General features: G+C 69.6%; 18 protein-coding genes, 1 rRNA gene, 1 pseudogene and 1 riboswitch. Of the genes and pseudogenes, 16 read left to right on the top strand and 4 right to left on the bottom strand.

Translation table 11 applies throughout. The annotated features are described in order from the left end of the window. From rrf to AB0F04_RS36885, 11 genes are all read left to right on the top strand, one after another. Nucleotides 1-95: ribosomal RNA gene (rrf, locus tag AB0F04_RS36935) — 5S ribosomal RNA — on the top strand; the annotation flags it as partial. Between the two features lie 109 nt (nucleotides 96-204). After that, on the top strand, nucleotides 205-813 hold the full coding sequence (locus AB0F04_RS36930) for a CDP-alcohol phosphatidyltransferase family protein (RefSeq protein ID WP_053674126.1): 609 nt from the start codon (nucleotides 205-207) through the stop codon (nucleotides 811-813). A 114-nt stretch (nucleotides 814-927) separates the two neighbouring features. Next, nucleotides 928-3,423 carry a mannose-1-phosphate guanyltransferase gene (locus AB0F04_RS36925; protein ID WP_053674127.1) on the top strand — a complete coding sequence of 832 codons (2,496 nt, stop codon included), beginning with the start codon at nucleotides 928-930 and terminating at the stop codon, nucleotides 3,421-3,423. 98 nt (nucleotides 3,424-3,521) lie between these two features. Then, entirely contained in the window at nucleotides 3,522-4,433 is a 912-nt protein-coding gene (locus AB0F04_RS36920; protein ID WP_362050521.1) for a DUF881 domain-containing protein, read from the top strand. Further along, nucleotides 4,430-4,762: a small basic family protein gene (locus tag AB0F04_RS36915; protein WP_003988855.1), complete on the top strand. Its 333-nt coding sequence runs from the start codon at nucleotides 4,430-4,432 to the stop codon at nucleotides 4,760-4,762. Before AB0F04_RS36920 ends, AB0F04_RS36915 begins: the two co-directional genes overlap by 4 nt. A 5-nt stretch (nucleotides 4,763-4,767) precedes the next feature. Further along, complete coding sequence (locus tag AB0F04_RS36910; RefSeq protein WP_362050518.1) at nucleotides 4,768-5,709, top strand: DUF881 domain-containing protein; 942 nt, start codon at nucleotides 4,768-4,770, stop codon at nucleotides 5,707-5,709. Between the two features lie 61 nt (nucleotides 5,710-5,770). After that, on the top strand, nucleotides 5,771-6,721 hold the full coding sequence (locus AB0F04_RS36905) for an FHA domain-containing protein (protein WP_362050515.1): 951 nt from the start codon (nucleotides 5,771-5,773) through the stop codon (nucleotides 6,719-6,721). 52 nt (nucleotides 6,722-6,773) lie between these two features. Beyond that, the gene (locus AB0F04_RS36900; protein WP_362050512.1) at nucleotides 6,774-7,520 is read left to right on the top strand and encodes a MerR family transcriptional regulator; all 747 of its coding nucleotides are present in this window, start codon (nucleotides 6,774-6,776) and stop codon (nucleotides 7,518-7,520) included. Between the two features lie 86 nt (nucleotides 7,521-7,606). Beyond that, the gene (locus tag AB0F04_RS36895) at nucleotides 7,607-8,080 is read left to right on the top strand and encodes a bifunctional nuclease family protein (protein WP_003988851.1); all 474 of its coding nucleotides are present in this window, start codon (nucleotides 7,607-7,609) and stop codon (nucleotides 8,078-8,080) included. A 291-nt stretch (nucleotides 8,081-8,371) separates the two neighbouring features. Continuing rightward, nucleotides 8,372-9,055, top strand: coding sequence for a MerR family transcriptional regulator (locus AB0F04_RS36890; RefSeq protein WP_078956217.1), 684 nt, complete (start codon nucleotides 8,372-8,374; stop codon nucleotides 9,053-9,055). 133 nt (nucleotides 9,056-9,188) lie between these two features. Further along, nucleotides 9,189-10,646: a DNA polymerase IV gene (locus AB0F04_RS36885; protein ID WP_362050509.1), complete on the top strand. Its 1,458-nt coding sequence runs from the start codon at nucleotides 9,189-9,191 to the stop codon at nucleotides 10,644-10,646. Here the strand turns inward: AB0F04_RS36885 and AB0F04_RS36880 are convergent. Then, nucleotides 10,565-10,939 carry a PRC-barrel domain-containing protein gene (locus tag AB0F04_RS36880; RefSeq protein WP_031104789.1) on the bottom strand — a complete coding sequence of 125 codons (375 nt, stop codon included), beginning with the start codon at nucleotides 10,937-10,939 and terminating at the stop codon, nucleotides 10,565-10,567. The two genes, AB0F04_RS36885 and AB0F04_RS36880, sit on opposite strands and share 82 nt — an antisense overlap. Nucleotides 10,940-11,052: 113 nt before the next feature. Next, nucleotides 11,053-11,148: riboswitch (glycine riboswitch) on the top strand. Nucleotides 11,149-11,323: 175 nt separating this feature from the next. Here AB0F04_RS36880 and gcvP point away from each other — a divergent pair. Then, nucleotides 11,324-14,209: an aminomethyl-transferring glycine dehydrogenase gene (gene gcvP, locus AB0F04_RS36875; protein ID WP_362050506.1), complete on the top strand. Its 2,886-nt coding sequence runs from the start codon at nucleotides 11,324-11,326 to the stop codon at nucleotides 14,207-14,209. 262 nt (nucleotides 14,210-14,471) lie between these two features. On the opposite strand, the gene AB0F04_RS36870 is transcribed toward gcvP, so the two are convergent. Then, on the bottom strand, nucleotides 14,472-14,867 hold the full coding sequence (locus AB0F04_RS36870) for a helix-turn-helix transcriptional regulator (protein WP_362050503.1): 396 nt from the start codon (nucleotides 14,865-14,867) through the stop codon (nucleotides 14,472-14,474). Between the two features lie 98 nt (nucleotides 14,868-14,965). Beyond that, entirely contained in the window at nucleotides 14,966-16,945 is a 1,980-nt protein-coding gene (locus tag AB0F04_RS36865; RefSeq protein WP_362050500.1) for an amino acid transporter, read from the bottom strand. Between the two features lie 435 nt (nucleotides 16,946-17,380). Between AB0F04_RS36865 and AB0F04_RS36860 the strand changes: the two genes are divergently transcribed. The 4 genes from AB0F04_RS36860 to AB0F04_RS36845 are packed head-to-tail and all read left to right on the top strand — an operon-like array spanning nucleotide 17,381 to nucleotide 21,621. Further along, nucleotides 17,381-18,673, top strand: coding sequence for an extracellular solute-binding protein (locus tag AB0F04_RS36860; protein ID WP_362050497.1), 1,293 nt, complete (start codon nucleotides 17,381-17,383; stop codon nucleotides 18,671-18,673). A gap of 6 nt (nucleotides 18,674-18,679) precedes the next feature. Then, on the top strand, nucleotides 18,680-19,678 hold the full coding sequence (locus tag AB0F04_RS36855; RefSeq protein ID WP_362050494.1) for a sugar ABC transporter permease: 999 nt from the start codon (nucleotides 18,680-18,682) through the stop codon (nucleotides 19,676-19,678). Further along, on the top strand, nucleotides 19,675-20,517 hold the full coding sequence (locus AB0F04_RS36850; RefSeq protein WP_362050491.1) for a carbohydrate ABC transporter permease: 843 nt from the start codon (nucleotides 19,675-19,677) through the stop codon (nucleotides 20,515-20,517). Before AB0F04_RS36855 ends, AB0F04_RS36850 begins: the two co-directional genes overlap by 4 nt. Nucleotides 20,518-20,571: 54 nt before the next feature. Next, on the top strand, nucleotides 20,572-21,621 hold the full coding sequence (locus tag AB0F04_RS36845) for an endo-1,4-beta-xylanase (protein ID WP_362050488.1): 1,050 nt from the start codon (nucleotides 20,572-20,574) through the stop codon (nucleotides 21,619-21,621). Nucleotides 21,622-21,682: 61 nt separating this feature from the next. On the opposite strand, the pseudogene AB0F04_RS36840 reads toward AB0F04_RS36845, so the two are convergent. Continuing rightward, nucleotides 21,683-22,704 (bottom strand): annotated as a pseudogene (locus AB0F04_RS36840) (LacI family DNA-binding transcriptional regulator). Nucleotides 22,705-22,833: the final 129 nt, after the last annotated feature.

Raw genomic sequence — 22,833 nt, 5'->3', positions numbered from 1 at the left:
AAACGCCCGGTTACATTCCGAACCCGGAAGCTAAGCCTTACAGCGCCGATGGTACTGCAGGGGGGACCCTGTGGGAGAGTAGGACGCCGCCGAACTCCTGTTAGAGCTCTGGTCCTTGGGTAAACAGCCCAAGGGCCAGAGCTTTTTTGCGTTGAGGTAGGGTCAGGGGGCATCGTCGGCACGTTTCCCACAGGAGGCCCCCGGGTGGAGGTTCAGGAGACTCGCGTCCAGACGGACCGTGTGCTCACCATCCCGAACATCCTCAGCATGGCCCGCCTCGTCGGCGTACCCGTCTTCCTGTGGCTGATCCTGCTCCCTGAGTTCGGAGGACCCCAGAGTGACGGCTGGGCCCTTCTGGTACTCGCTCTGAGCGGAGTCAGCGACTATCTGGACGGCAAGCTCGCGCGGCGCTGGAACCAGATCAGCAGCCTGGGCCGGCTCCTGGATCCCGCGGCCGATCGGCTCTACATCCTCTCGACCCTGGTCGGCCTCACCTGGCGTGAGATTCTGCCCCTCTGGTTGACCGCCGCACTTCTGGCGCGCGAGCTGGTTCTCCTGGTGATGGTGGGCATCCTCCGCCGGCACGGCTATCCGCCGCCCCAGGTGAACTTCCTGGGTAAGGCCGCCACCTTCAACCTGATGTACGCCTTCCCCCTGCTTCTGCTGAGTGACGGAAGCAGCTGGATCTCGTCACTCGCTGCTATTTTCGGATGGGCGTTCGCCGGATGGGGTACAACGCTCTACTGGTGGGCAGGAGTCCTCTACGTGGTACAAGTCCGCCGCCTGGTCCGTGCGGACGCCATAGCCGATTGAACTCTCGGATGGTCCTGCTTCCGTAGCGGAGCGTTGGCCTGTGCCGGATAAGTGCGGGACAATCCTGGCGGGGGAAGTCGGCTAGACCGTCTCTTCGAGGAGGACGCTTCCGACATGAAGGCCGTCGTGATGGCCGGAGGCGAAGGCACGCGCCTTCGCCCTATGACCTCAAGCATGCCCAAGCCGCTCCTGCCAGTGGCCAACCGGCCGATCATGGAGCATGTTCTTCGGCTGCTCAAAAGGCATGGGCTCAATGAAACAGTCGTGACCGTCCAGTTCCTGGCGTCGCTCGTCAAGAACTACTTCGGTGACGGCGAAGAGCTGGGTATGGAGCTCACCTATGCCAACGAGGAGAAGCCACTCGGTACCGCCGGGAGCGTCAAGAACGCCGAGGAAGCCCTCAAGGACGATGCCTTCCTCGTCATCTCCGGTGACGCTCTCACCGATTTCGACCTGACCGAGCTCATCAATTTCCACAAGGAGAAGGGCGCGCTGGTTACCGTCTGTCTGACGCGTGTGCCCAATCCCCTGGAATTCGGTATCACCATCGTCGACGAGGAAGGCAAGGTGGAGCGCTTCCTCGAGAAGCCCACCTGGGGCCAGGTCTTCTCCGACACGGTGAACACCGGCATCTACGTGATGGAGCCCGAGGTCTTCGACTACGTCGAGCCCGATGTGCCCGTCGACTGGTCCGGTGACGTCTTCCCGCAGCTGATGAAGGAAGGCAAGCCCGTCTACGGCTACATCGCCGAGGGCTACTGGGAGGACGTCGGCACGCACGAGAGCTATGTGAAGGCGCAGGCCGACGTACTCGAGGGCAAGGTCGACGTCGACATCGACGGGTTCGAGATCTCCCCGGGCGTGTGGGTCGCCGAGGGGGCGGAAGTCCACTCCGACGCCGTACTCCGCGGGCCTGTCTACATCGGCGATTACGCCAAGGTCGAGGCCGGTGCCGAAATCCGTGAGCACACCGTCGTCGGTTCCAATGTGGTCGTCAAGAGCGGTGCGTTCCTGCACAAGGCCGTCGTTCACGACAACGTCTACGTGGGTCCCCACAGCAATCTGCGCGGCTGCGTGGTCGGCAAGAACACCGACATCATGCGAGCGGCGCGGATCGAGGACGGGGCGGTCATCGGTGATGAGTGCCTGATCGGTGAGGAATCGATCGTCCAGGGCAATGTGCGGGTCTATCCGTTCAAGACCATCGAGGCCGGCGCCTTCGTCAACACCTCGGTGATCTGGGAGTCCAGGGGCCAGGCGCATCTCTTCGGCGCCCGCGGTGTGTCCGGCATCCTGAACGTCGAGATCACGCCGGAACTCGCGGTGCGGCTCGCCGGCGCGTATGCGACGACGCTGAAGAAGGGCTCGACCGTCACCACGGCCCGGGACCACTCGCGTGGTGCCCGTGCGCTGAAGCGGGCGGTGATCTCGGCGCTGCAGGCCAGTGCGATCGACGTGCGGGACCTGGAGAACGTGCCGCTGCCCGTGGCCCGTCAGCAGACGGCGCGAGGCAGCGCGGGCGGCATCATGATCCGTACCACCCCCGGGGTGCCGGACTCCGTGGACATCATGTTCTTCGACGGGAACGGTGCGGACCTGTCGCAGGGCAGCCAGCGGAAGCTGGACCGGGTGTTCGCGAGGCAGGAGTACCGCCGCGCGTTCCCCGGCGAGATCGGGGACCTGCACTTCCCGGCCAGCGTCTTCGACTCGTACACCGGGTCGCTGCTGCGCAACGTCGACACGACAGGCATCTCCGAGTCGGGGCTGAAGGTCGTCGTGGACGCGTCCAACGGCAGTGCGGGCCTCGTCCTGCCCAGCCTGCTCGGCAAGCTCGGCGTCGACTCGCTGACGATCAACCCCGGTCTCGACGAGTCCAGGCCGACGGAGACGGCCGACATGCGGCGGTCGGGGATGGTGCGCCTCGGGGAGATCGTGGCGTCCTCGGGAGCCGCGTTCGGCGTGCGGTTCGACCCCGTCGGTGAGCGGCTGTCGCTCGTCGACGAGAAGGGCCGGATCATCGAGGACGACCGGGCGCTGCTCGTGATGCTGGACCTGGTCGCCGCCGAACGGCGCAGCGGCCGGGTCGCGCTGCCCGTGACCACGACCCGGATCGCCGAACAGGTGGCGGCGTACCACGGGACGCAGGTCGAGTGGACGACCACCTCTCCCGACGACCTCACACGCGTGGGCGGTGAGGAAGGGACGATCTTCGGCGGTGACGGCAAGGGCGGGTTCATCGTCCCCGAGTTCAGCAGCGTGTACGACGCCACCGCGGCCTTCGTACGGCTCATCGGGCTCGTGGCGCGGACGCAGCTCACGCTCAGCCAGATCGACGCCAGGATCCCGCGGGCACACGTCCTGAAGCGCGATCTGGCGACCCCGTGGGCCGTCAAGGGGCTCGTGATGCGCCGGGTCGTCGAAGCGGCCGGAGACCGCTTCGTGGACACCACGGACGGTGTGCGTGTGGTGGAGACCGACGGCCGCTGGGTGATGGTGCTGCCCGACCCGGCCGAGGCCGTCACCCACCTGTGGGCGGAAGGGCCCGACGACGCCTCCGCGCAGGCCCTGCTGGACGAATGGTCGGCGGTCGTGGACAGCGCCGGCCGGTAGAACGGGCTGCACGCGTGCGTGCCGGACAGGTGTCCCCAACGGGGCCTGTCCGGCACGCCGGTGGGCCCGTTCGGAGGTAGTGCTCGCGACGTGCGACGATGTGCGGCATGCCGCAGCAACCCCCCATTCGGAGCACACCCACGCGGCCTCGGCGCCCGGATGCGTCCATGTCGTTGCTCACCAACGTCATGGACCACAGCCTCGACGACGGATATGCCGAGGCGGCCGCGCGGAAGAAGGCCGCGGGTGACAGCGGCATGCCGAAGACGCTCAGGGCGAAGCTGGGGCTCGCCGCCGGACTCGTGCTCGCGGCCCTCGTCGTGACGGTCGGGGCCGCGCAGGCGCGGGTCGCCGCCCCGGTCGTCGCCAAGGAGCGGGAAGAGCTGGTCGACCGCATCGACCGGGAGACCGAGGCGGCGGACAAGCTGGAGGACTCCGTCGACGAGCTGCGCGCCGACGTGAGCGCACGGCAACGCGAAGCCCTGAAGCACAGTGGCGGCGGGGAGTCCGATCTGGCGGGCATCCTGTCGGGTGCCGTCGCGGTGCACGGCCCCGGTGTGAAGCTCGTGGTGAACGACGCCAAGGAAGCCGCCTCCGGTGGCGACGGCAACCCGCGGGAGACCTCCGGCTTCTCCGACACCGGCCGGGTGCGTGACCGGGACATGCAGCGCGTGGTCAACGGGCTGTGGGAGTCGGGGGCGGAGGCCGTCTCCGTCAACGGGCAGCGGCTGACGGCGCTGTCCGCGATCAGGGCCGCCGGTGACGCCATACTGGTCGACAACAAGCCGCTGGTGCCGCCGTACACGGTGCTTGCGGTGGGGGACGGGCAGCGGCTGAGCACACGGTTCCAGGACAGCGCGGACGGGTTGTATCTCAACGCGCTGCAGGAGAGCTACGGCATCAGGACAGGCATCTCCGTGGAGGACGACCTCCGGCTGCCTGCCGCACCGAGTGTGATCGTACGTACAGCACAGCCGAGCATCGAGAAGAGCGAGAAGGGCACATCGTGATCGCCGTACTGGGCCTCGTCGTGGGAGTCGTGGCCGGCCTGTTGGTCCGGCCCGAGGTTCCGGCGGTGGTCGAGCCTTATCTGCCGATCGCCGTCGTGGCGGCCCTGGACGCTGTCTTCGGGGGGCTGCGGGCCATGCTCGACGGCATCTTCGACGACAAGGTCTTCGTGGTGTCGTTCCTGTCGAACGTGGTCGTGGCCGCTTTGATCGTGTTCCTGGGCGACAAGCTGGGCGTGGGTGCGCAGCTGTCGACCGGTGTGGTGGTCGTCCTCGGTATCCGGATCTTCTCCAACGCCGCGGCGATCCGCCGGCACGTGTTCCGGGCGTGAGGCCGATGAGCGAGCACGAGGAGAAGCCCGCCGAGGCCGCCGAGCCGGCCGAGGGGCAGGGCGACACGCGCGACGGCGGCGGCGAGTCCGGGAACAGGCTGCGCAAGGAGCTGCCCCAGGAGGTGCCCGGGGCCGGGTCCGCGGAGGGGCCCGCGGCCGGGGACGCCCCGGCGGAGCCGGAGCCCGAGCGGGCACCGGAACCGCAGGCGGATGCCGAGCCGCGGCTGACCGGGCGGCAACGGCTGGCACAGGGGGTGTGGCCGCCGCGTGTCACCCGGGCCCAACTCATCGTCGCGGTGCTGCTGTTCGGTCTCGGGTTCGGGCTGGCGGTGCAGGTGGCGTCGAACAGCGACAGCGACAACGCGCTGCGTGGTGCGCGACAGGAAGATCTTGTCCGCATCCTCGATGAACTGGATGACCGTACTCAACGTCTTGAAGACGAGAAGCAGGGTCTCGAGAAGCAGCGCGACGAGCTGGAGAACAGCTCCGACCAGGCCGAGGAGGCCCGGAAGCAGACGGTCGAGAAGGAGAGGCAGCTCGGCATCCTGGCGGGCACGGTGGCCGCACAGGGGCCCGGCATCACCATGACGATCCAGGACACGAAGGGGACGGTCGAGGCGGACATGCTGCTCGACGCGATCCAGGAACTGCGCGCGGCGGGGGCCGAGGCGATCCAGGTCAACGGTGTCCGGGTGGTCGCGAGCACGTACCTCACGGACTCGGGCAAGGGTGTGGGCGTCGACGGGAACAAGATCAACGCGCCCTATCGTTTCAAGGTCATCGGCAAGCCGCAGGACCTCGAGCCGGCGCTCAACATCCCCGGAGGCGTGGTGCAGACTCTCGAGAAGGAACACGCCACCGTCATGATCGAGCGGTCGACCGACATCGTCGTGGACGCCTTGCGAGCAGCGAAGCGGCCTGACTACGCTCGGTCGTCCTCGCAGTGAACCGAGGGTGCATGGGCGACGTCAGGCGAGGGCATGAGGTTGCGGGGGGTCGGCGCACCGAATGGGCGGTGCGTGGTGGAAACTGTCTGGTGCAGACGGACGTTGTCAGGATGTCCGGGTCGGCCAGAGTGTTCAGTCAGGGTTCGTCCTGCCCCACGGGCGGGTCTGTTTCGGTCAAGGGGAATCGCCCGTGAAGTTGTTTGCGAAGTTGTTCGGCAAGAGCGCGCGAGAGGGCAGCGACAACGCGACCGCTCGTCATCGCGCACAGCCTGACGCGGAGGGCCAGCGGCCGCTGTTCCGGGACCAGGTAGGCGGCCCGGGCGGCGATGTTTCCGGTGGTCAGGGCGTGCCGGTTGACCCTGCTCAGTCCGGCGGAATAGGTTTCGGGCAACCGTCAGCCTCGAGTGCGGGTGGAGGGTTTTCCGACCCGTACGCGTCCCATGCCCCCGGTGGGCAGCCGCGGCAGGAGGATCCGATGTCGGCCCTGGTGTGTACGAGGTGCGGTAACCGCAACGCGGAGAGCAGCCGTTTCTGCTCCAACTGCGGCGCGCCGCTGCGGGCGGGGGCGGTACCGGAGCGTCCGTCCGAGACGACGTCCACGATCTCCATCTCCGGTCTCGAGGCCTACGACAGCGAGACCACCGGTCAGACGCCGATGCCGACCCTGTCCCCCGAGGCGCAGGCGGCTGTCGAGGCGCTGCCGCTGGGGTCCGCGCTCCTGGTCGTGCGCCGCGGGCCGAACTCGGGCAGCCGCTTCCTGCTGGACGGCGACCTGACCACGGCCGGCCGGCACCCGCAGAGCGACATCTTCCTGGACGACGTGACAGTCTCCCGGCGGCACGTGGAGTTCCGCCGGGCCCAGGACGGCTCGTTCACGGTGGCCGACGTGGGCAGCCTGAACGGCACGTACGTGAACCGGGAGCGGATCGACCAGGTCGCCCTGAACAACGGCGACGAGGTGCAGATCGGCAAGTACCGGCTGGTCTTCTACGCGAGCCAGCAGGGTTACTGACCCGCTGCGTCCGGGGCAGACCCAGCGAAGGTCCATCCGTCAGGGAAGGTCCATGCTTCATACACCGAGCGGCGGTGCCGGGCACGGCACCGCCGCCACGGACAGTGGGCTGATGAGCATCGGCGCGGTGCTGAACGCGCTGCGCGGTGAGTTTCCCGAAGTGACCATCTCCAAGATCCGCTTCCTGGAGTCGGAAGGGCTCATCGAGCCGCAGCGGACGCCCTCGGGGTACCGCAAGTTCAGCGCCCAGGACGTGGAGCGTCTCGGGCACGTGCTGCGGATGCAGCGGGACCACTATCTGCCCCTGAAGGTGATCCGGGAGCACCTGGAGGCCATGGAGCGTGGCGAGGCGGTGCAGCTGCCGGTCGTGGGCCGTCAGCGGGACGGTCAGGCGACATCGGAGCCGTTCGAGCCGCTCGACCCGGCCTCGGCTGCCCGGATCGGGCGGGACGAGCTGCTCTCGGCCGTCGGCGTGGGCGCGCAGGAGCTCGAGGAATGGGAGTCCTACGGACTCCTCACTCCTGTGGAGGACGGGGCCTACGACGCCGAGGCGGTCACCGTCGCCCTGCTCGTCGTCGAGCTCGGGCGGTTCGGGATCGAGCCGCGGCACCTGCGGGCGATGAAGGCCGCCGCCGAACGCGAGGCCGGGCTCGTGGACCAGGTGGTGGCGCCGCTGAAGCGGCACCGGAACCCGCAGACCAGGGCTCATGCCGAGGCCCGGGCCAAGGAACTGGCGGGGCTCACGGTGAAGCTGCACGCCGCGCTGGTGCGGACGGCGCTGGGGCTGCGGCTTCCCTGAGGTGGCCGGGCACCGGCGAGGCCGGATCAGGCGCCCGATCCCGGCCCGACTACCCAAACATCCCGAGCACGGCCTAGGGTTGCTGTGTGAACGAGCTCGATGTCGTAGGTGTCCGGGTCGAAATGCCCTCCAACCAACCGATCGTGCTGCTGCGTGAAGTGGGAGGCGACCGTTACCTCCCCATCTGGATCGGACCGGGGGAGGCGACGGCGATCGCCTTCGCCCAGCAGGGCATGGCTCCCGCGCGGCCGCTGACGCACGACCTGTTCAAGGACGTGTTGGAAGCCGTGGGCCAGGAGCTCACGGAGGTGCGCATCACCGACCTGCGTGAGGGCGTCTTCTACGCGGAGCTGGTCTTCGCCAGCGGCGTCGAGGTGAGTGCCCGCCCGTCCGACGCCATAGCGCTGGCGCTGCGCACCGGGACGCCGATCTACGGCAGTGACACGGTGCTCGACGACGCGGGTATCGCGATCCCGGACGAGCAGGAGGACGAGGTGGAGAAGTTCCGCGAGTTCCTCGACCAGATTTCCCCGGAGGACTTCGGCAGCAGCAGTCAGTGAGTTCTTCGGGAGCGGCAGCGACCTGGGAAGCGTCTGGGCGGCCCGGCGGACGATGTGGTCCGTGGCGGGGCCGCCCGCCGTGTGTGACGGGTGAAATGCCCGCATGTGCCGATGGCGTGTGAGAGCGTCACGAGGCCCGTTCCGGACACATTCGGCTAGCCTTTCCCCGCGACGGGGCACGGGAAACCACTCTCAGGGTGATTATCACTCGGCGTGGCGAGTGTGGCGATCGTTGACGCACCCCGGGTGACTGCCTACCGTCGAGGAGGCAGGTCAAGGACGGAGGTCGGCGTGAGAAGCAGCGGCGACGGTACGGCTGGGGGCGGCCCCGAGCGCAGTCTCAGGGCGAGCGGTCCGTACCCTCCCCCCGGCTCACGGCCCCTCCCGGGCGGGGCGTTCCCCCAGTCCGGTGGTGCGGCCGATCACGCTCGGCAGCGACCGGCAGCGGTGCCGAGCAGCGGAGGGACGACGTCCATGGCGTCCGAGCAGATCGGCTATCGCGGCCCCACGGCCTGTGCGGCCGCCGGTATCACCTACCGCCAGTTGGACTACTGGGCCCGCACCGGGCTCGTCGAGCCCAGTGTGCGCCCCGCCTACGGATCCGGGACGCAGCGGCTGTACAGCTTCCGGGACGTGGTCGTCCTCAAGATCGTCAAGCGGTTCCTCGACACCGGTGTGTCGCTGCAGAACATTCGCACCGCCGTCCAGCACCTGAGGGAACGCGGTTTCAGCGACCTCGAGCGCATGACGCTGATGAGTGACGGCGCGACGGTCTACGAGTGCACGTCGCCCGACGAGGTCCATGCCCTGCTCCAGGGTGGCCAGGGGGTCTTCGGGATCGCCGTCGGGGTGGTGTGGCGGGATGTCGAGAGCGCGCTGTCCCAGCTGCACGGCGAGCGGATCGACACCGGCGAGACCCTGGTCGGGCCCAACCCGGCGGACGAGCTGGCGCGTCGGCGGAACCGGGCCGTCTGAGCCCTCCAGCAGCGCGGGACCGCTCGCGGCGCAGGAGGCGGGACGTTTCCGCATCGCGGCGTAAGCGGTTTCCCGAGGGGCGTTCAGGGCGGTCGCGCGGGCGTTGTCAGTGGCGTAGGGCAGCATCGGAGTTGTGAGAACCGCGCCCACGATCCTGCATCTCGACATGGATGCCTTCTTCGCCTCGGTGGAGCAGGCGTCCAAGCCGAGTCTGCGCGGGAAGGCCGTGGTCGTGGGCGGGCTCGGGCCGCGGGGCGTGGTGGCGACCGCGTCGTACGAGGCGCGGGTCTTCGGGGTGCATTCGGCGATGCCCATGGGTCAGGCCCGGCGGCTCGCGCCGAACGCCGCGTATCTCGTACCGCGCTTCACCTTCTACCGGTCGATCAGCGAGCGGGTGATGGAGCTGCTGCGGGCGCTGTCGCCGCTGGTGGAGCCACTGAGCCTGCACGAGGCGTTCGTGGACCTGGAGGCCGGGGGCGTGGCCTGGGACGAGCGGTCGGCGCGGCTGGCCGGGGTGAAGCTGCGCGCGGACATACGGGCCGTCACAGGGCTCACCGGGTCGGTGGGTCTCGCCGCCTCCAAAATGCTCGCGAAGATCGCCTCGGAGGAGGCCAAACCCGACGGGCTGGTGGTGATCGAGCCGGGGACGGAGCGGGCCATGCTCGGCCCGATGTCGGTGCGGATCCTGCCGGGGGTCGGGCCGGCCACCGGTGACCATCTGAGGCGGGCCGGGATCACCACCGTCGAGGAGATCGTCGAGGCCGGAGAGGACGAACTGGTCCGGCTGCTGGGGAAGGCGCACGGGCACGGGCTGTACGCCATGGCGCTGGCACGGGACGACCGGCCCGTCGTGGCGGAGCGCGAGGCGAAGTCGGTGTCGGTCGAGGACACCTACGACGTGGACATCCACGACCGGACGCGGGTCGCGATGGAGGTGCAGCGGCTCGCCGAGCGGTGCGTGCGGCGGCTGCGCGGGGCGGGGCTGTCCGGGCGGACGATCGTGCTGAAGGTGCGGCGGTACGACTTCTCGACGCTGACGCGTTCCGAGACGCTGCGCGGCCCCACGGACGATCCCGCGGTCGTCCGCGAGGCGGCGGCCAGACTGCTGGACTCGGTTGACACGACCGGCGGGGTGCGCCTGCTCGGCGTGGGGGTCAGCGGGCTCGCCGACTACACGCAGGAGGACCTGTTCGCCCAGGCGGCGGGGGAACGGGCGGTCGCGGAGAGCCCGGTCGAGGAGCGTGCCGTGGCGCCGGCCGAGGAGCAGCCGCCGCTCGCCGAGCGGCGCTGGCCCGCCGGGCACGATGTGCGGCACGCCGAGTTCGGGCACGGCTGGGTGCAGGGCAGCGGACTGGGGCGGGTCACCGTACGGTTCGAGACGCCGGCATCGGAGCCCGGGCGGGTGCGGACCTTCCGGGTCGACGACCCGGATCTGGAGGCGGCGGATCCGTTGCCCTTGGTGTTACGGATACCGGGGCCGGGGGGAGACCGGGTGTCCGGGGCGGGGTCTCAGGCTGTCTCGTCCGTGCCCGCCAGCTTGCCGAAGTCGTGGTCCGGGAGCGGGGGAGGGGCTGCGACGTCGAGACCGTAGTGGTGGTAGAGCTGCAGTTCCTGCTCGGGGGAGAGGTGGCGGCCCACGCCGAAGTCGGGGGCGTCCTTGATCAGGGCGCGTTCGAAGGGGACGTGGAGGGCGCCCTCGATGAGTTCGCTCGGCTCCAGGGGGACGAAGGCGTCCCTGCTGAACAGGCCGGTCCGTATGGCGGCCCACTCCGGCTCGCCCGTGGCGTCGTCGAGGTAGACCTCGTCGATGGTGCCGATTCTGGTCCCGTTGCGGTCGAACGCCTTGCGGCCGATCAGATTGCGCGGATCGATATCGGTTCGCACGGGCCCTCCACATGGTCGCAACTCATACGTAGACACTACAAAACGGTACAAGTGAGGATGCGGCCACTCGAAGGTTCGTGCGCTGACCTCGCTGGTACGCTGGCAGCGGCTGCTGACCCCGTGCGGGAGAGTCCTCCAGACACCATCGGAGGCGCCGAAGGAGCAAATCCTCCCCGGAATCTCTCAGGCACACGTACCGCACGGACGAGGTCACTCTGGAAAGCAGGGCGGGTGTCGACGGCTTCCGCCCTCACCGACGGTGAAAGCCGGAGGCCTTCGGGCGATCCGGTGAAGCTCTCAGGTTGAGATGACAGAGGGGGAGGCCGTCCGGGTACCCGTGCAGTGGTGCCCCTCGCAGGTCGTGTCGACCAGGAGGCCTCCGTAATGACCGCCCACCGCATTCCGCTCTCCGAGCTCGAAGAGGCAGTCCCCTTCGAGCAGCGCCACATCGGCCCCGACCACGAGGCCTGCGCCAAGATGCTCGCGCACGTCGGTTACGGCTCGCTGGACGAGCTGACCGCCGCCGCGGTCCCGGCCGTGATCAAGAGCGCCGAGGCGCTGGATCTGCCGGGCGCCCGCAGCGAGGCCGAGGTGATCGCCGAGCTGCGCTCCCTCGCCGACCGCAACCAGGTCCTCGGCTCCATGATCGGCCTCGGCTACTACGGCACCTTCACGCCGCCCGTCATCATGCGCAACGTCATGGAGAACCCGTCCTGGTACACGGCCTACACGCCGTACCAGCCGGAGATCTCGCAGGGCCGGCTCGAGGCGCTGCTCAACTTCCAGACCATGGTCGCCGACCTGACCGGACTGCCGACCTCCGGCGCGTCCCTGCTCGACGAGGGCACCGCGGCCGCCGAGGCCATGGCGCTGTCGCGGCGCCTGGGCAAGAACAAGAAGGGTCTGTTCCTGGTCGACGCGGACACGCTGCCGCAGACCATCGCCGTGATCCAGACGCGGGCCGAGCCGACCGGGGTCGAGGTCGTCGTCGCCGACCTCAGCGAGGGCATCCCCGCCCCGATCGCCGAGCGCGAGATCAACGGCGTGCTGCTCCAGTACCCGGGCGCCTCCGGTGCCGTACGGGACATCAAGCCGGTCATCGACCGGGCGCACGAGCTCGGCGCGCTCGTCACCGTCGCCGCCGACCTGCTCGCGCTGACGCTGCTGAAGTCCCCCGGTGAGCTCGGCGCGGACATCGCCGTCGGGACGACGCAGCGCTTCGGTGTGCCCATGGGCTTCGGCGGACCGCACGCCGGCTATATGGCGGTCCAGGACAAGATGGCGCGGAGCCTGCCCGGGCGGCTCGTCGGCGTGTCCGTGGACGCCGACGGCAACAGGGCCTACCGGCTGGCGCTGCAGACGCGTGAACAGCACATCCGCCGCGAGAAGGCCACCAGCAACATCTGCACCGCGCAGGTGCTGCTCGCCGTCATGGCCGGCATGTACGCCGTCTACCACGGTCCTGAGGGCCTGAAGGGCATCGCGCGGCGCACCCACCGGTACGCCACCGTCCTCGCCGCCGGGCTCGCGGCCGGCGGGGTCGAGATCGTGCACGGGGCCTACTTCGACACCCTCACCGTGCGCGTCCAGGGCCGGGCCGACGAGATCGTGGCCGCCGCGCGGGACAACGGGGTCAACCTGCGTCTCGTCGACGCCGACCACGTCTCCATCGCCTGCGACGAGACCACGACCCGCGCCCAGCTGCGCGCCGTGTGGGCCGCCTTCGGTGTCGAGGGCGTCGTCGAGGCGCTGGACGCGGCTACGGAGGACGGGCTTCCGGGTTCTCCGCTGCGGACCGACGACTACCTGACGCACCCCGTCTTCCACCAGCACCGCTCCGAGACCGCCATGCTCCGCTACCTGCGCAGGCTCGCCGACCGCGACTACGCGCTCGACCGGGGCATGATCCCGCTGGGCTCCTGCACGATGAAGCTCAACGCGACCACCGAGATGGAGCCGGTCACCTGGCCCGAGTTCGGGCAGCTGCACCCCTTCGCGCCCGCCGAGCAGGCCGGCGGTTACCTCACTCTCATCCACGAGCTGGAGGACCGGCTCGCCGAGGTCACCGGCTACGACAAGGTCTCCCTCCAGCCGAACGCCGGGTCGCAGGGCGAGCTGGCCGGTCTGCTGGCCGTCCGCGGGTACCACCGGGCCAACGGCGACGCGCAGCGCACGGTGTGCCTGATCCCGTCGTCCGCGCACGGCACCAACGCGGCCAGCGCCGTGATGGCCGGCATGAAGGTCGTCGTCGTGAAGACCGCCGAGGACGGCGAGATCGACGTCGAGGACCTGCGGGCGAAGATCGAGCAGTACCGCGACGAGCTCGCCGTACTGATGATCACCTACCCGTCCACGCACGGTGTGTTCGAGGAGCACGTCTCCGAGATCTGCGCCCAGGTGCACGAAGCGGGCGGGCAGGTCTACGTCGACGGGGCCAACCTGAACGCGCTCGTCGGGCTCGCCAAGCCGGGGCACTTCGGCGGGGACGTCTCGCACCTGAACCTGCACAAGACCTTCTGCATCCCGCACGGTGGCGGCGGCCCGGGTGTCGGCCCGGTGGCGGTGCGCGAGCACCTCGCGCCGTACCTGCCGAACCATCCCCTGCAGCCCGAGGCCGGCCCGGAGACGGGCGTCGGCCCCATCTCGGCGGCTCCCTGGGGCTCGGCCGGCATCCTGCCCATCTCGTGGGCGTACGTCCGGCTCATGGGCGGGGAGGGGCTGAAGAGGGCCACGCAGGTGGCCGTGCTCAGCGCCAACTACATCGCCAAGCGCCTGGAGCCGCACTACCCGGTGCTCTACACCGGCCCCGGCGGGCTCGTCGCGCACGAGTGCATCATCGACCTGCGGCCCCTGACCAAGGCGACCGGCGTGAGCGTCGACGACGTCGCCAAGCGGCTGATCGACTACGGCTTCCACGCGCCGACCATGTCGTTCCCGGTGGCCGGCACGCTGATGATCGAGCCGACCGAGTCGGAGGACCTGGCCGAACTGGACCGCTTCTGCGAGGCGATGATCGCCATCCGCGCGGAGATCGAGAAGGTCGGTTCCGGCGAGTGGCCCGCGGAGGACAACCCCCTGCGCGGCGCCCCGCACACCGCCGGCGCGCTCGCGGGAGCGTGGGAGCACGCCTACAGCCGCGAGGAGGCCGTCTTCCCCGCCGGGGTGACGGCCGCCGACAAGTACTGGCCGCCGGTGCGCCGCATCGACCAGGCCTTCGGTGACCGGAACCTGGTGTGCTCCTGCCCGCCGCTGGACACGTACGAGGACTGATCGGCCGACCGGTCACAGGGAGGGGCTCCGTAGTGTGGGGCCCCTCTCGCCGTTCACCGCCGGGTCATGCGGTGGCGAGCGACACCTCGGTCGCCTCGATCAGAGCGACGACCGGGGTTCCGGGCGAGAGGGCCGGATCCTGACCTTGACCGTGGCCATGGCCTCGCCGGGGGAGACCGCGGTGACGGTGCCGGGGAACTGGTTGTGGATGCCCAGGGGCGGTAGATGTCGGCTTGCGTCGCCCCGCCCTGCCCCGTGGGGCTCAGACACGGTCGATATGGACGTTCGTCGACTTCACGCGGGCCGTCGCCTCCATGCCGACCTCCAAGCCCAGTTCCTCCACCGCCTCGCGGGTGAGCAGGGAGACGAGCCGGTGCGGGCCGGCCTGGATCTCGACCTGGGCGGCGACGTCGCCGAGTTTGATCGCGGTGACGATGCCGGGAAAGGCGTTGCGGGCCGAGGTGTACGGGGTGTCGTCCTCGGCGGTCCCGGTCCGGGCGAGCTCGACCGAGAAGGCTGCGAGGTCCCGCCCGTCGACGACCCGTCGCCCGGCCTCGTCGCGATGGGTCGTGATGCGGCCCGCGTCGGCCCAGCGGCGGGCGGTGTCCGGGCTGACGCCGAGCAGCCGTGCTGCCTGGCCGATCGTGTAGGACTGCATGCCGGTCACGATAGGGGCCGGGGGAGGGCGAGGGCGGATGCGGGGTCGGCCGTCGGGTGTCACACGACAGGAGCCCCGAACGACAGCTCGGAACCCGCTCACCCCACGTGGACTCTCGGCCGCAGCCTGCGGTCCGGTTCCGCCTCGCGCAGCACCTCGCGGGTCACCGGGGCGACCTCGCCCTGGCCGAACAGGAAGAAGCGCAGGAAGTTGGCGAAGGGCCCGCCCTCGGTCCACTCGAAGTAGATGTGCGGAGTCCGGCCGGTGGCGTCGCGGACGTGCAGCAGCAGCGCCGCCAGGGCGTTGGGGATGGACGACGACTCCAGGGTCAGGACGCGGTAGCGGCCGTGCAGCACCTCGCCGCGTACGGTCAGGCCCGCCTCGAACTCGGACGGATCGGTCACCGTCACCTCGACGAAGACGAAGTCGTCCTGGCCGGGCACGTCGTTGTCGTGCCGAATCTGCTCGATCTTGTCGCGGTACTCGGCGATGTCACGGCGGTCGGGCTCGTTGGCGATGAACCGCATCCGGCGGCTGGCCATGTCCCGGACGAAGCGCTCCGCCATGTCGTCCAGCGTCACGCTGGTCACGCGCAGCTCGAACGCCCGGGCCAGGCGCGACAGCAAGGAGACCAGGATGATGCCGGCGATGAAGCAGGCACCGATCTTCACGCCGTCCGGGCGCTCGATGACGTTGAGCACGGTCGTGTAGAGGAACACCGCGGAGATCACGGCGAAGGCGATCGTCCAGTTGCGCTGCCGGGCCTTGCGGGCGGCGATGGTCACCGCGATCGCCGCCGAGCTGATGAGGACGAGCACGCCGGTGGCGTACGCGCCGCCCTGGGCGTTGACGTCGGCGTCGAAGATCCAGGTGACCAGGAAGGCGATCAGGGTGAACACGATGACCATGGGCCGTACCGCGCGGGCCCAGTGCGGGGCCATGCCGTAACGGGGCAGGTAGCGCGGCATCAGGTTGAGCAGACCGGCCATCGCGGACGCGCCGGCGAACCAGAGGATGGCGATCGTCGAGACGTCGTAGACGGTGCCGAAGGTGTTGCCGAGGTAGTCGTGCGCCAGGTAGGCGAGCGCACGGCCGTTGGCCTGGCCGCCCGCCTCGAACTCCTTCCCGGGGATGAGAAGGGTGGTGATGAAGCTGGTGGTGATCAGGAAGACGCTCATGATCAGGGCGGCTGTGGTGAGCATCTTCCTCGTGTCCCGGATGCGCCCGGCCGGTCGTTCCTCCGTGTCGTCCGCATCGCCCTTGACGTGCGGCATCACGGCGACGCCCGTCTCGAACCCGGAGAGGCCGAGGGCCAGTTTCGGGAAGACGAGCAGCGCGACGCCGACCATGGCGAAGACGTTGCCGTGCTGGGCGGTGAGGGCGCTCGACCAGTCGGTGATCACATGACCGGCCGTGACGACGTGGTAGAGGCCGACGACCACCACGACCGTGTTCAGCGCGAGATACGCACCTACGAGGGCGACGGCGACGCCGATCGCCTCCAGGAAGCCCTTGAGGAACACCGCGCCCAGCAGGGCCACGAGGATCAGGGTGATCAGCATCTGCTTGTCGTGCAGGACACCGGTCAGATGCGGGTTCTCCACGAGGTGGGTGGAGGCGTCTGCGGCCGACAGGGTGATGGTGATGAGGAAGTCGGTGGCGGCGAAGCCCAGCAGGGTCAGGACGAACAGCTTGCCCTGCCAGAAGGAGAGCAGCCGCTCCAGCATCGCGATGGAGCCTTCGCCGTGGGGGCTCTCCTCGGCCACGCGGCGGTAGACGGGCAGGGCACCTGCCAGCGTGACGACGACCAGGACGATGGTCGCGACCGGTGACAGCAGTCCGGCGGCGAGGGCCGCGATGCCCGGCTGGTATCCGAGGGTCGAGAAGTAGTCGACGCCGGTCAGGCACATCACCCGCCACCAGCGCTGACCCCGGTGCGCAGGCTCCGGCTCGGCATGCGGTCCGGTGTGGCCGTCCCCCTTGCCCATGTCCGACAGGCCCTCCAGCATCCAGGCGCGCAGACGGCTGGGTGGAGAAGGCTCCGGACGGCTCGGCGCCGGATGCTCGGTGGTGGCCATCGACGTGCTCCCGATCGTGCGGCTCAGGGTGGTTCCGGCCATCACTGGACGGCTCGATCAGCGTAAGCGGAGCGTGACGCCATGGCCCACGAACGAAGGGGCCGAGCGCGTCAAGCTTCCGTTAAGACTGACCGCCGGGACAGCTGTGGCTCCGGAAACACGAGCTGAGCGCGTGCTGGACGGCGTGGCCCGCGAAAGGGGCGGTGGACCCTCGCCCGTTGCCCGGGCGGACACCCTGAGTGATCAGGCCGGGGTCCACATCGTAACGTTCGTCTTTGGAGTCGAATGTTTCGCATCCGCGTCAAGTCCCGGTGTTGCCGAGAGATTCACCCCGTACAAGGGGTTGCCACCGTTTATCCGCTGTCTCTAGGGTGCGGCAGCAGCGAAGCTTTCTGGTTTTGATCCGAAACTTTCGACACTCTCGAGGAGCGCATGATGGGCGACCCCGCACTGTCCCGCCGCGGCTTCCTGGCGGCCTCCACCGCGGCCGGCCTGGGGATGACGGCACTGACCGCATGCGGCGGGGACTCGGACGGGGGGTCGTCCGGGACGACCACGATCGAATGGTGGAACATCTCCACCACCGAGCCGTCCAAGACCGTCTGGGCCGCCCTCGCGCGGAAGTTCGAGGCACAGAACCCCAAGGTCAAGATAAAGATCGTCCAGCTGGAGAACGACGCCTACAAGTCGAAGATGACGGCCCTGACCGCCTCCGGGAAGCTGCCCGACATCTTCCACACCTGGGGCGGCGGCGTACTGAAGCAGCAGGTCGACGCGGGGCTCGTGGAGAACCTCACCGACCGGACCAAGCCGTGGGGCGACGCCCTCCTGCCGGTGGCCCGGGAGCCTTACCTGATCGACGACCAGGCCTACGGCATCCCGTTCGACATCGGCATGATCGGCTTCTGGTACAACAAGGCGCTCTTCCGGAAGGCCGGCATCGCCGAGCCGCCGACCACCTGGGACGGCTTCCTCGACGCCGTACGCAAGCTGAAGGCCGCACAGATCACGCCGCTGGCCCTGGCCGGCAAGGAGAAGTGGCCCGGCATGTACTACTGGGCCTACCTCGCCATGCGCACCGCCGGAGCCGAAGCGCTGCAGAAGGCCTACGACGACAAGGACTTCACCGGCACTCCCTTCCTCCAGGCCGGCGAGCACCTGAAGGAACTCGTCGCCCTCCAGCCGTTCCAGAAGGGCTTCCTCGGCGCCGCCTACTCGTCGCCCACCGGCCAGGCCGCCGCCGTCGGCAACGGCAAGGCGGCCATGGAACTCATGGGCCAGTGGGCGCCCACGGTGCAGGCCGACGCGGGCAAGGGCCTCGGCAAGGACCTCGGCTTCTTCCCTTTCCCCGCGGTCGAGGGCGGCAAGGGCGCCCTGACCGAGGTGTTCGGCGGAGGCGGCGGGCACGCGCTGCGCAGGGGTGCCCCGCAGGAGGCCGTCGACTTCCTCAAGTTCTTCGCGTCCGAGGCCACCGACCTGGAACTGGTCAAGAAGACCGGTGTCCTGCCCGTGGTCCCGGCGGCCGAGAGCGCCATCGCCGACCCCAACATCAAGGCTGTCCAGGCGCAGTTGAAGGCCGCCACCGGCTTCCAGCTCTACCTCGACCAGGCGTACGCGCCCGCCGTCGGCCAGGAGGTCAACGACAGTGTGGCCGCGCTCATCGCGGGCTCCAAGTCGCCCGGGCAGGTCGCGCAGTCGATCACGAAGACCGCGAAGGAAGAGCAGTAACCGGCGATGACCTCCACGTTCCTGCCGGACAAACGGACCGGACCCGGCGCCGGTTCCGCGCCGCCGGCCGCGGCCCGGCCCACCGGGCGGACCCGGCGACGCGCGCTGCACTGGCTCACCGCGGCCGGCTTCCAGCTCCCGGCCCTGGTGCTGTTCATGGGGCTCGTGCTGCTGCCCATGCTGTTCGCCCTGTATGCCGCGTTCTTCCGCTGGGGCGGCTTCGGCATGCCCTCCGACTACATCGGCGGCGAGAACTTCACCCGCCTCTTCCAGGACGGCGTCTTCCTCGGCGACCTGTGGCGCTGCCTGCTCCTGGTGGTGCTGTCGCTCGCCTTCCAGCTGCCGTTCGCGCTCGCCATGGCCGTCCTGCTCAACCAGCGGATGCGAGGCCGGGCGGTCTACCGGATGCTGTTCTTCGCCCCGTACGTCCTGTCGGAGGCCATCACCGGCATCCTCTTCGGCATGATCTTCGCGCCGGACGACGGCTTCGCCGACCAGGTTCTCGGCAAGATCGGCCTCGACGGGCTGGGCGGGGAGTGGTTCGCGGATCCGTCCACCGTCATGGCGACCGTCTTCCTGGTCATGACCTGGAAGTACTTCGGCTTCCACATGATGCTGTACCTGGCCGGGCTCCAGGCGGTCCCCAGGGAGCTGACCGAGGCGGCTCTCATCGACGGGGCGAGCGCCTGGCAGCGGTTCCGCAACGTCACGCTGCCGCTGCTCGCGCCCACCCTGCGCATCAGCGTGTTCCTCGCGGTCATCGGGTCGATCCAGCTGTTCGACCTGGTGTGGGTGACCACCGCGGGCGGCCCCGACCACCACTCCGAGACCATGGCCGTGACCATGTTCCAGTACGGCTTCAAGCGCTACCAGGTCGGCTACGCCAGCGCGATCAGCGTGGTCATGTTCGGCATCAGTCTCGTCTTCGCCCTCGCCTACCAGCGGTTCGTCCTCCGGCGCGACCTGGAAGGGGCCACCACGACCATGCGGGGTGACGGAAAATGACAGCCAGCCAGAAGACCCGTGCGCACGGGAAGACCTGGAGCCTGCACCTCGTCCTGACCGTCGTCGGGGCGGTCATGGCCGTCCCCCTGCTCTACGCCGCCCTCTCCGGCTTCAAGACCACCGACGAACTCTCCCGCAACCCGGTCGGACTGCCCGAGTCGTGGGTCACCTCCAACTACACCCAGATCCTCGGCTCGGGGGACTTCTGGCGGCTGATCGGCAACAGCACGCTGATCGCGATCGGCACGACCGTCCTGGTCGTCGCGGTCTCCGCCCTGTCGGCCTTCTCCTTCGCGCGATTCGCCTTCCGGGGCCGGGAGGTGCTGTTCACGCTCTTCACCATGGGGCTGATGTTCCCGTTCGCCGTGGCGGCCCTGCCGCTGTTCCTGCTGCTGCGCTCGCTGGACCTGCTGGACAACCCGCTCGGCGTCATCCTCCCGCAGGCCGCCTTCGGGCTGCCGATGACGATCATCATCCTGCGGGGCTTCTTCCGGCAGATCCCCGGCGAGCTGGAGGAGGCGGCCACCCTCGACGGATGCAGCTCGTTCGGCTTCTTCTGGCGGGTGCTGCTGCCCATGGCCCGGCCCGCGCTCGGCACGGTCTCCGTGCTGGCCGTCGTCACCAGCTGGAACAACTTCTTCCTGCCGCTGCTGGTGTTCACCGATGCACAGTGGTGGACGCTGCCGATCGGTGTCCAGCAGTTCCAAGGGCAGTACTCCGCGGAGTACGCCAAGGTCTTCGCCTATCTGGTGCTGGCCATGGCCCCCGCCCTCGCCTTCTACTCGGTCGCCGAGCGCCAGCTCGTGGGCGGCCTCACCGCCGGCGCCACCAAGGGCTGACACGCGCCGCGAACGTACGGCTCTACCCACCCACCCGTCGTGAGGAGTCGCACCATGCGCACCACCCGTCTCAGACTCGTCGGCGCCGTAGCCGCGCTCCTGGTCGCCGCCGGCATCGGTGCCGGCACGCCCGCCCAGGCGGGCCACCAGCAGCCCACTCTCGCCGACCTCGCGCAGCGGCACGGCCGCTACTTCGGCAGCGCCACCGACAACCCCGAGCTCGTGGACGGGCCCTACACGGCCCTGCTCGGCAGCGAGTTCGACCAGATCACACCCGGCAACGGCATGAAGTGGTACGCGACCGAGCCCCAGCAGGGCGTGTTCGACTTCTCGGCGGGCGATGAGATCGTGAACCTCGCCCGCGCCCACCACCAGAAGGTGCGCGGCCACACCCTGGTCTGGCACAGCCAGCTGCCCGGATGGCTCACGGACAGGGAGTGGACGGCACCCGAGCTGCGGGCCGTTCTCAAGAAGCACATCCAGACGGAGGTACGGCACTACCGGGGCAAGGTGTTCGCCTGGGACGTCGTCAACGAGGCGTTCAACGAGGACGGTACGTACCGGGAGTCGGTCTTCTACAAGACGCTCGGGCCCGGCTACATCGCCGACGCGCTGCGCTGGGCACACCAGGCGGACCCGCGCGTGAAGCTGTACCTCAACGACTACAACATCGAGGGCATCGGCCCGAAGAGCGACGCCTACTACCGGCTGGCCAAGGAGCTCAAAGCGGCGGGCGTCCCGCTGCACGGCATCGGCCTGCAGGCCCACCTGGCCCTGCAGTACGGCTATCCGACCACGCTGGAGGACAACCTCCGCCGCTTCTCCCGGCTCGGCCTCGACACCGCGCTCACCGAGGTCGACATACGGATGCAACTGCCCGCGACCGCGGAGAAGCTGGCGCAGCAGGCCGAGTGGTACGCCGACCTGACCGAGGCGTGCCTGGCGGTCCGTCGCTGTGTGGGCATCACCCTGTGGGACTACACCGACAAGTACTCGTGGATCCCGGCGTTCTTCCCCAGCGAGGGCGCGGCCCTGCCGTGGGACGAGGAACTGCGGCGCAAGCCCGCGTACTTCGCGCTGCGTGAGGCGCTCGGGAAGCGGTAGCGCGGGGCGGGCGGCGCCCCACCGGACAGGGGGTGGTGGGGCGCCGTTCCCGGAGCCGAGGTCAGCCCAACGGCGCCGTGCTCGCCCGCACCACCAGTTCTGTGCCCAGCTCCACCCGAGGTGAGTCCGGCTGCTCGTCACGGGCCAGGCGGAGCACCGTACGCACGGCCAGTCCGCCCATGTCGGCAGGGGCTGGCGGACCGTCGCCAGGGGCGGTGCCGACCAGCGGACCTCCGGAAGGTCGTCGAAGCCGACCACGCTCATGTCCCGCGGCACCCGCAGACCGCGCCGGCGCAGTGCCTCGATCGCGCCGAGTGCCATCTGGTCGCCGGCCGTGAACAGCGCGGTCGGCGGCTCGGCCAGATCGAGCAGGGTGTCGCAGGCGCTGACACCGGACTCGGGGCGGAAGTCGCCGGGGACGACGAGGGGGGCGTCCACCGGGAGGCCGGCGCCTTCCGGGCCGCGCGGTAGCCGTCCAGTCGGGCCCGGGAGCACAGCAGGCGGGGCGGCCCGGCGATCAGGCCGATCCGGCGGTGGCCGAGGGACAACAGGTGCTCGGTGGCCGCGAGGCCACCCGCCCGGTTCGCCGCGCCGATGGTGGGAGCGCCGAGGGCCGGGGAGCCCGCCGGGTCGACGACCACCAGGGGCACGCCGAGGATCCGCAGCTCCTCGTGGAGCGTCGGCTCCAGGGCGGACGTCACGAGGACGACCCCGTCGGAGGCGCGGGCCCTCAGGTTGCGCATCCACGCGCGGGCGTCGCCGGAACGTCCGTGGACGGCCGACACCACCGCGCCCACCCCGGCCGCGTGGGCGACCTCCTCGACCCTGCGGATGATCTCCACGGCCCAGGGGCGGTCCAGGTCGTCGCCCACCAGGCCGAGCGGGGTGGCGCGGGTGCCCGGGGCCGCGGGACGCTTGCGGTAACCGTGCCGGACCAGCAGGTCCTCGACACGGGCCCGTCCGCGGCGACACGTCGGACCGGCCGTTGACGACCCGGGACACGGTCGGTACGGACACGCCGGCCTGCCGGGCGATCTCCGTGATCGTGACCCTGCCTCCGGTGCCGGCCCCACCTGATCCCACCAGCCCACCGCCGTCGACGGGTGACCGTGAAACTTCCAGGAGCCTTTGGAAAGGACGCATCCGTGGGAAGGCGGGCGGGCCGGGAACGCCACGTCGCGGGAGGTGACGATCAGTGACCGTGGACATGCG

Origin of the sequence: Streptomyces sp. NPDC029041, assembly GCF_040637515.1 — a bacterium.
In the GTDB taxonomy this organism is placed as follows: domain Bacteria; phylum Actinomycetota; class Actinomycetes; order Streptomycetales; family Streptomycetaceae; genus Streptomyces.
The sequence above is the reverse complement of the archived record's forward strand: the minus strand, read 5'-3'. Positions and strand labels throughout refer to the sequence as shown.

Bases quoted from the DNA above. Each gene is read 5' to 3' on its own strand.
- AB0F04_RS36925 (WP_053674127.1), top strand. From the start codon at position 928: ATGAAGGCCGTCGTGATGGCCGGAGGCGAAGGCACGCGCCTTCGCCCT.
- AB0F04_RS36920 (WP_362050521.1), top strand. From the start codon at position 3,522: ATGTGCGGCATGCCGCAGCAACCCCCCATTCGGAGCACACCCACGCGG.
- AB0F04_RS36910 (WP_362050518.1), top strand. From the start codon at position 4,768: ATGAGCGAGCACGAGGAGAAGCCCGCCGAGGCCGCCGAGCCGGCCGAG.
- AB0F04_RS36905 (WP_362050515.1), top strand. From the start codon at position 5,771: ATGGGCGGTGCGTGGTGGAAACTGTCTGGTGCAGACGGACGTTGTCAG.
- AB0F04_RS36900 (WP_362050512.1), top strand. From the start codon at position 6,774: ATGCTTCATACACCGAGCGGCGGTGCCGGGCACGGCACCGCCGCCACG.
- gcvP (WP_362050506.1), top strand. From the start codon at position 11,324: ATGACCGCCCACCGCATTCCGCTCTCCGAGCTCGAAGAGGCAGTCCCC.
- AB0F04_RS36870 (WP_362050503.1), bottom strand. From the start codon at position 14,867: ATGCAGTCCTACACGATCGGCCAGGCAGCACGGCTGCTCGGCGTCAGC.
- AB0F04_RS36865 (WP_362050500.1), bottom strand. From the start codon at position 16,945: ATGGCCACCACCGAGCATCCGGCGCCGAGCCGTCCGGAGCCTTCTCCA.
- AB0F04_RS36860 (WP_362050497.1), top strand. From the start codon at position 17,381: ATGGGCGACCCCGCACTGTCCCGCCGCGGCTTCCTGGCGGCCTCCACC.
- AB0F04_RS36855 (WP_362050494.1), top strand. From the start codon at position 18,680: ATGACCTCCACGTTCCTGCCGGACAAACGGACCGGACCCGGCGCCGGT.
- AB0F04_RS36850 (WP_362050491.1), top strand. From the start codon at position 19,675: ATGACAGCCAGCCAGAAGACCCGTGCGCACGGGAAGACCTGGAGCCTG.
- AB0F04_RS36845 (WP_362050488.1), top strand. From the start codon at position 20,572: ATGCGCACCACCCGTCTCAGACTCGTCGGCGCCGTAGCCGCGCTCCTG.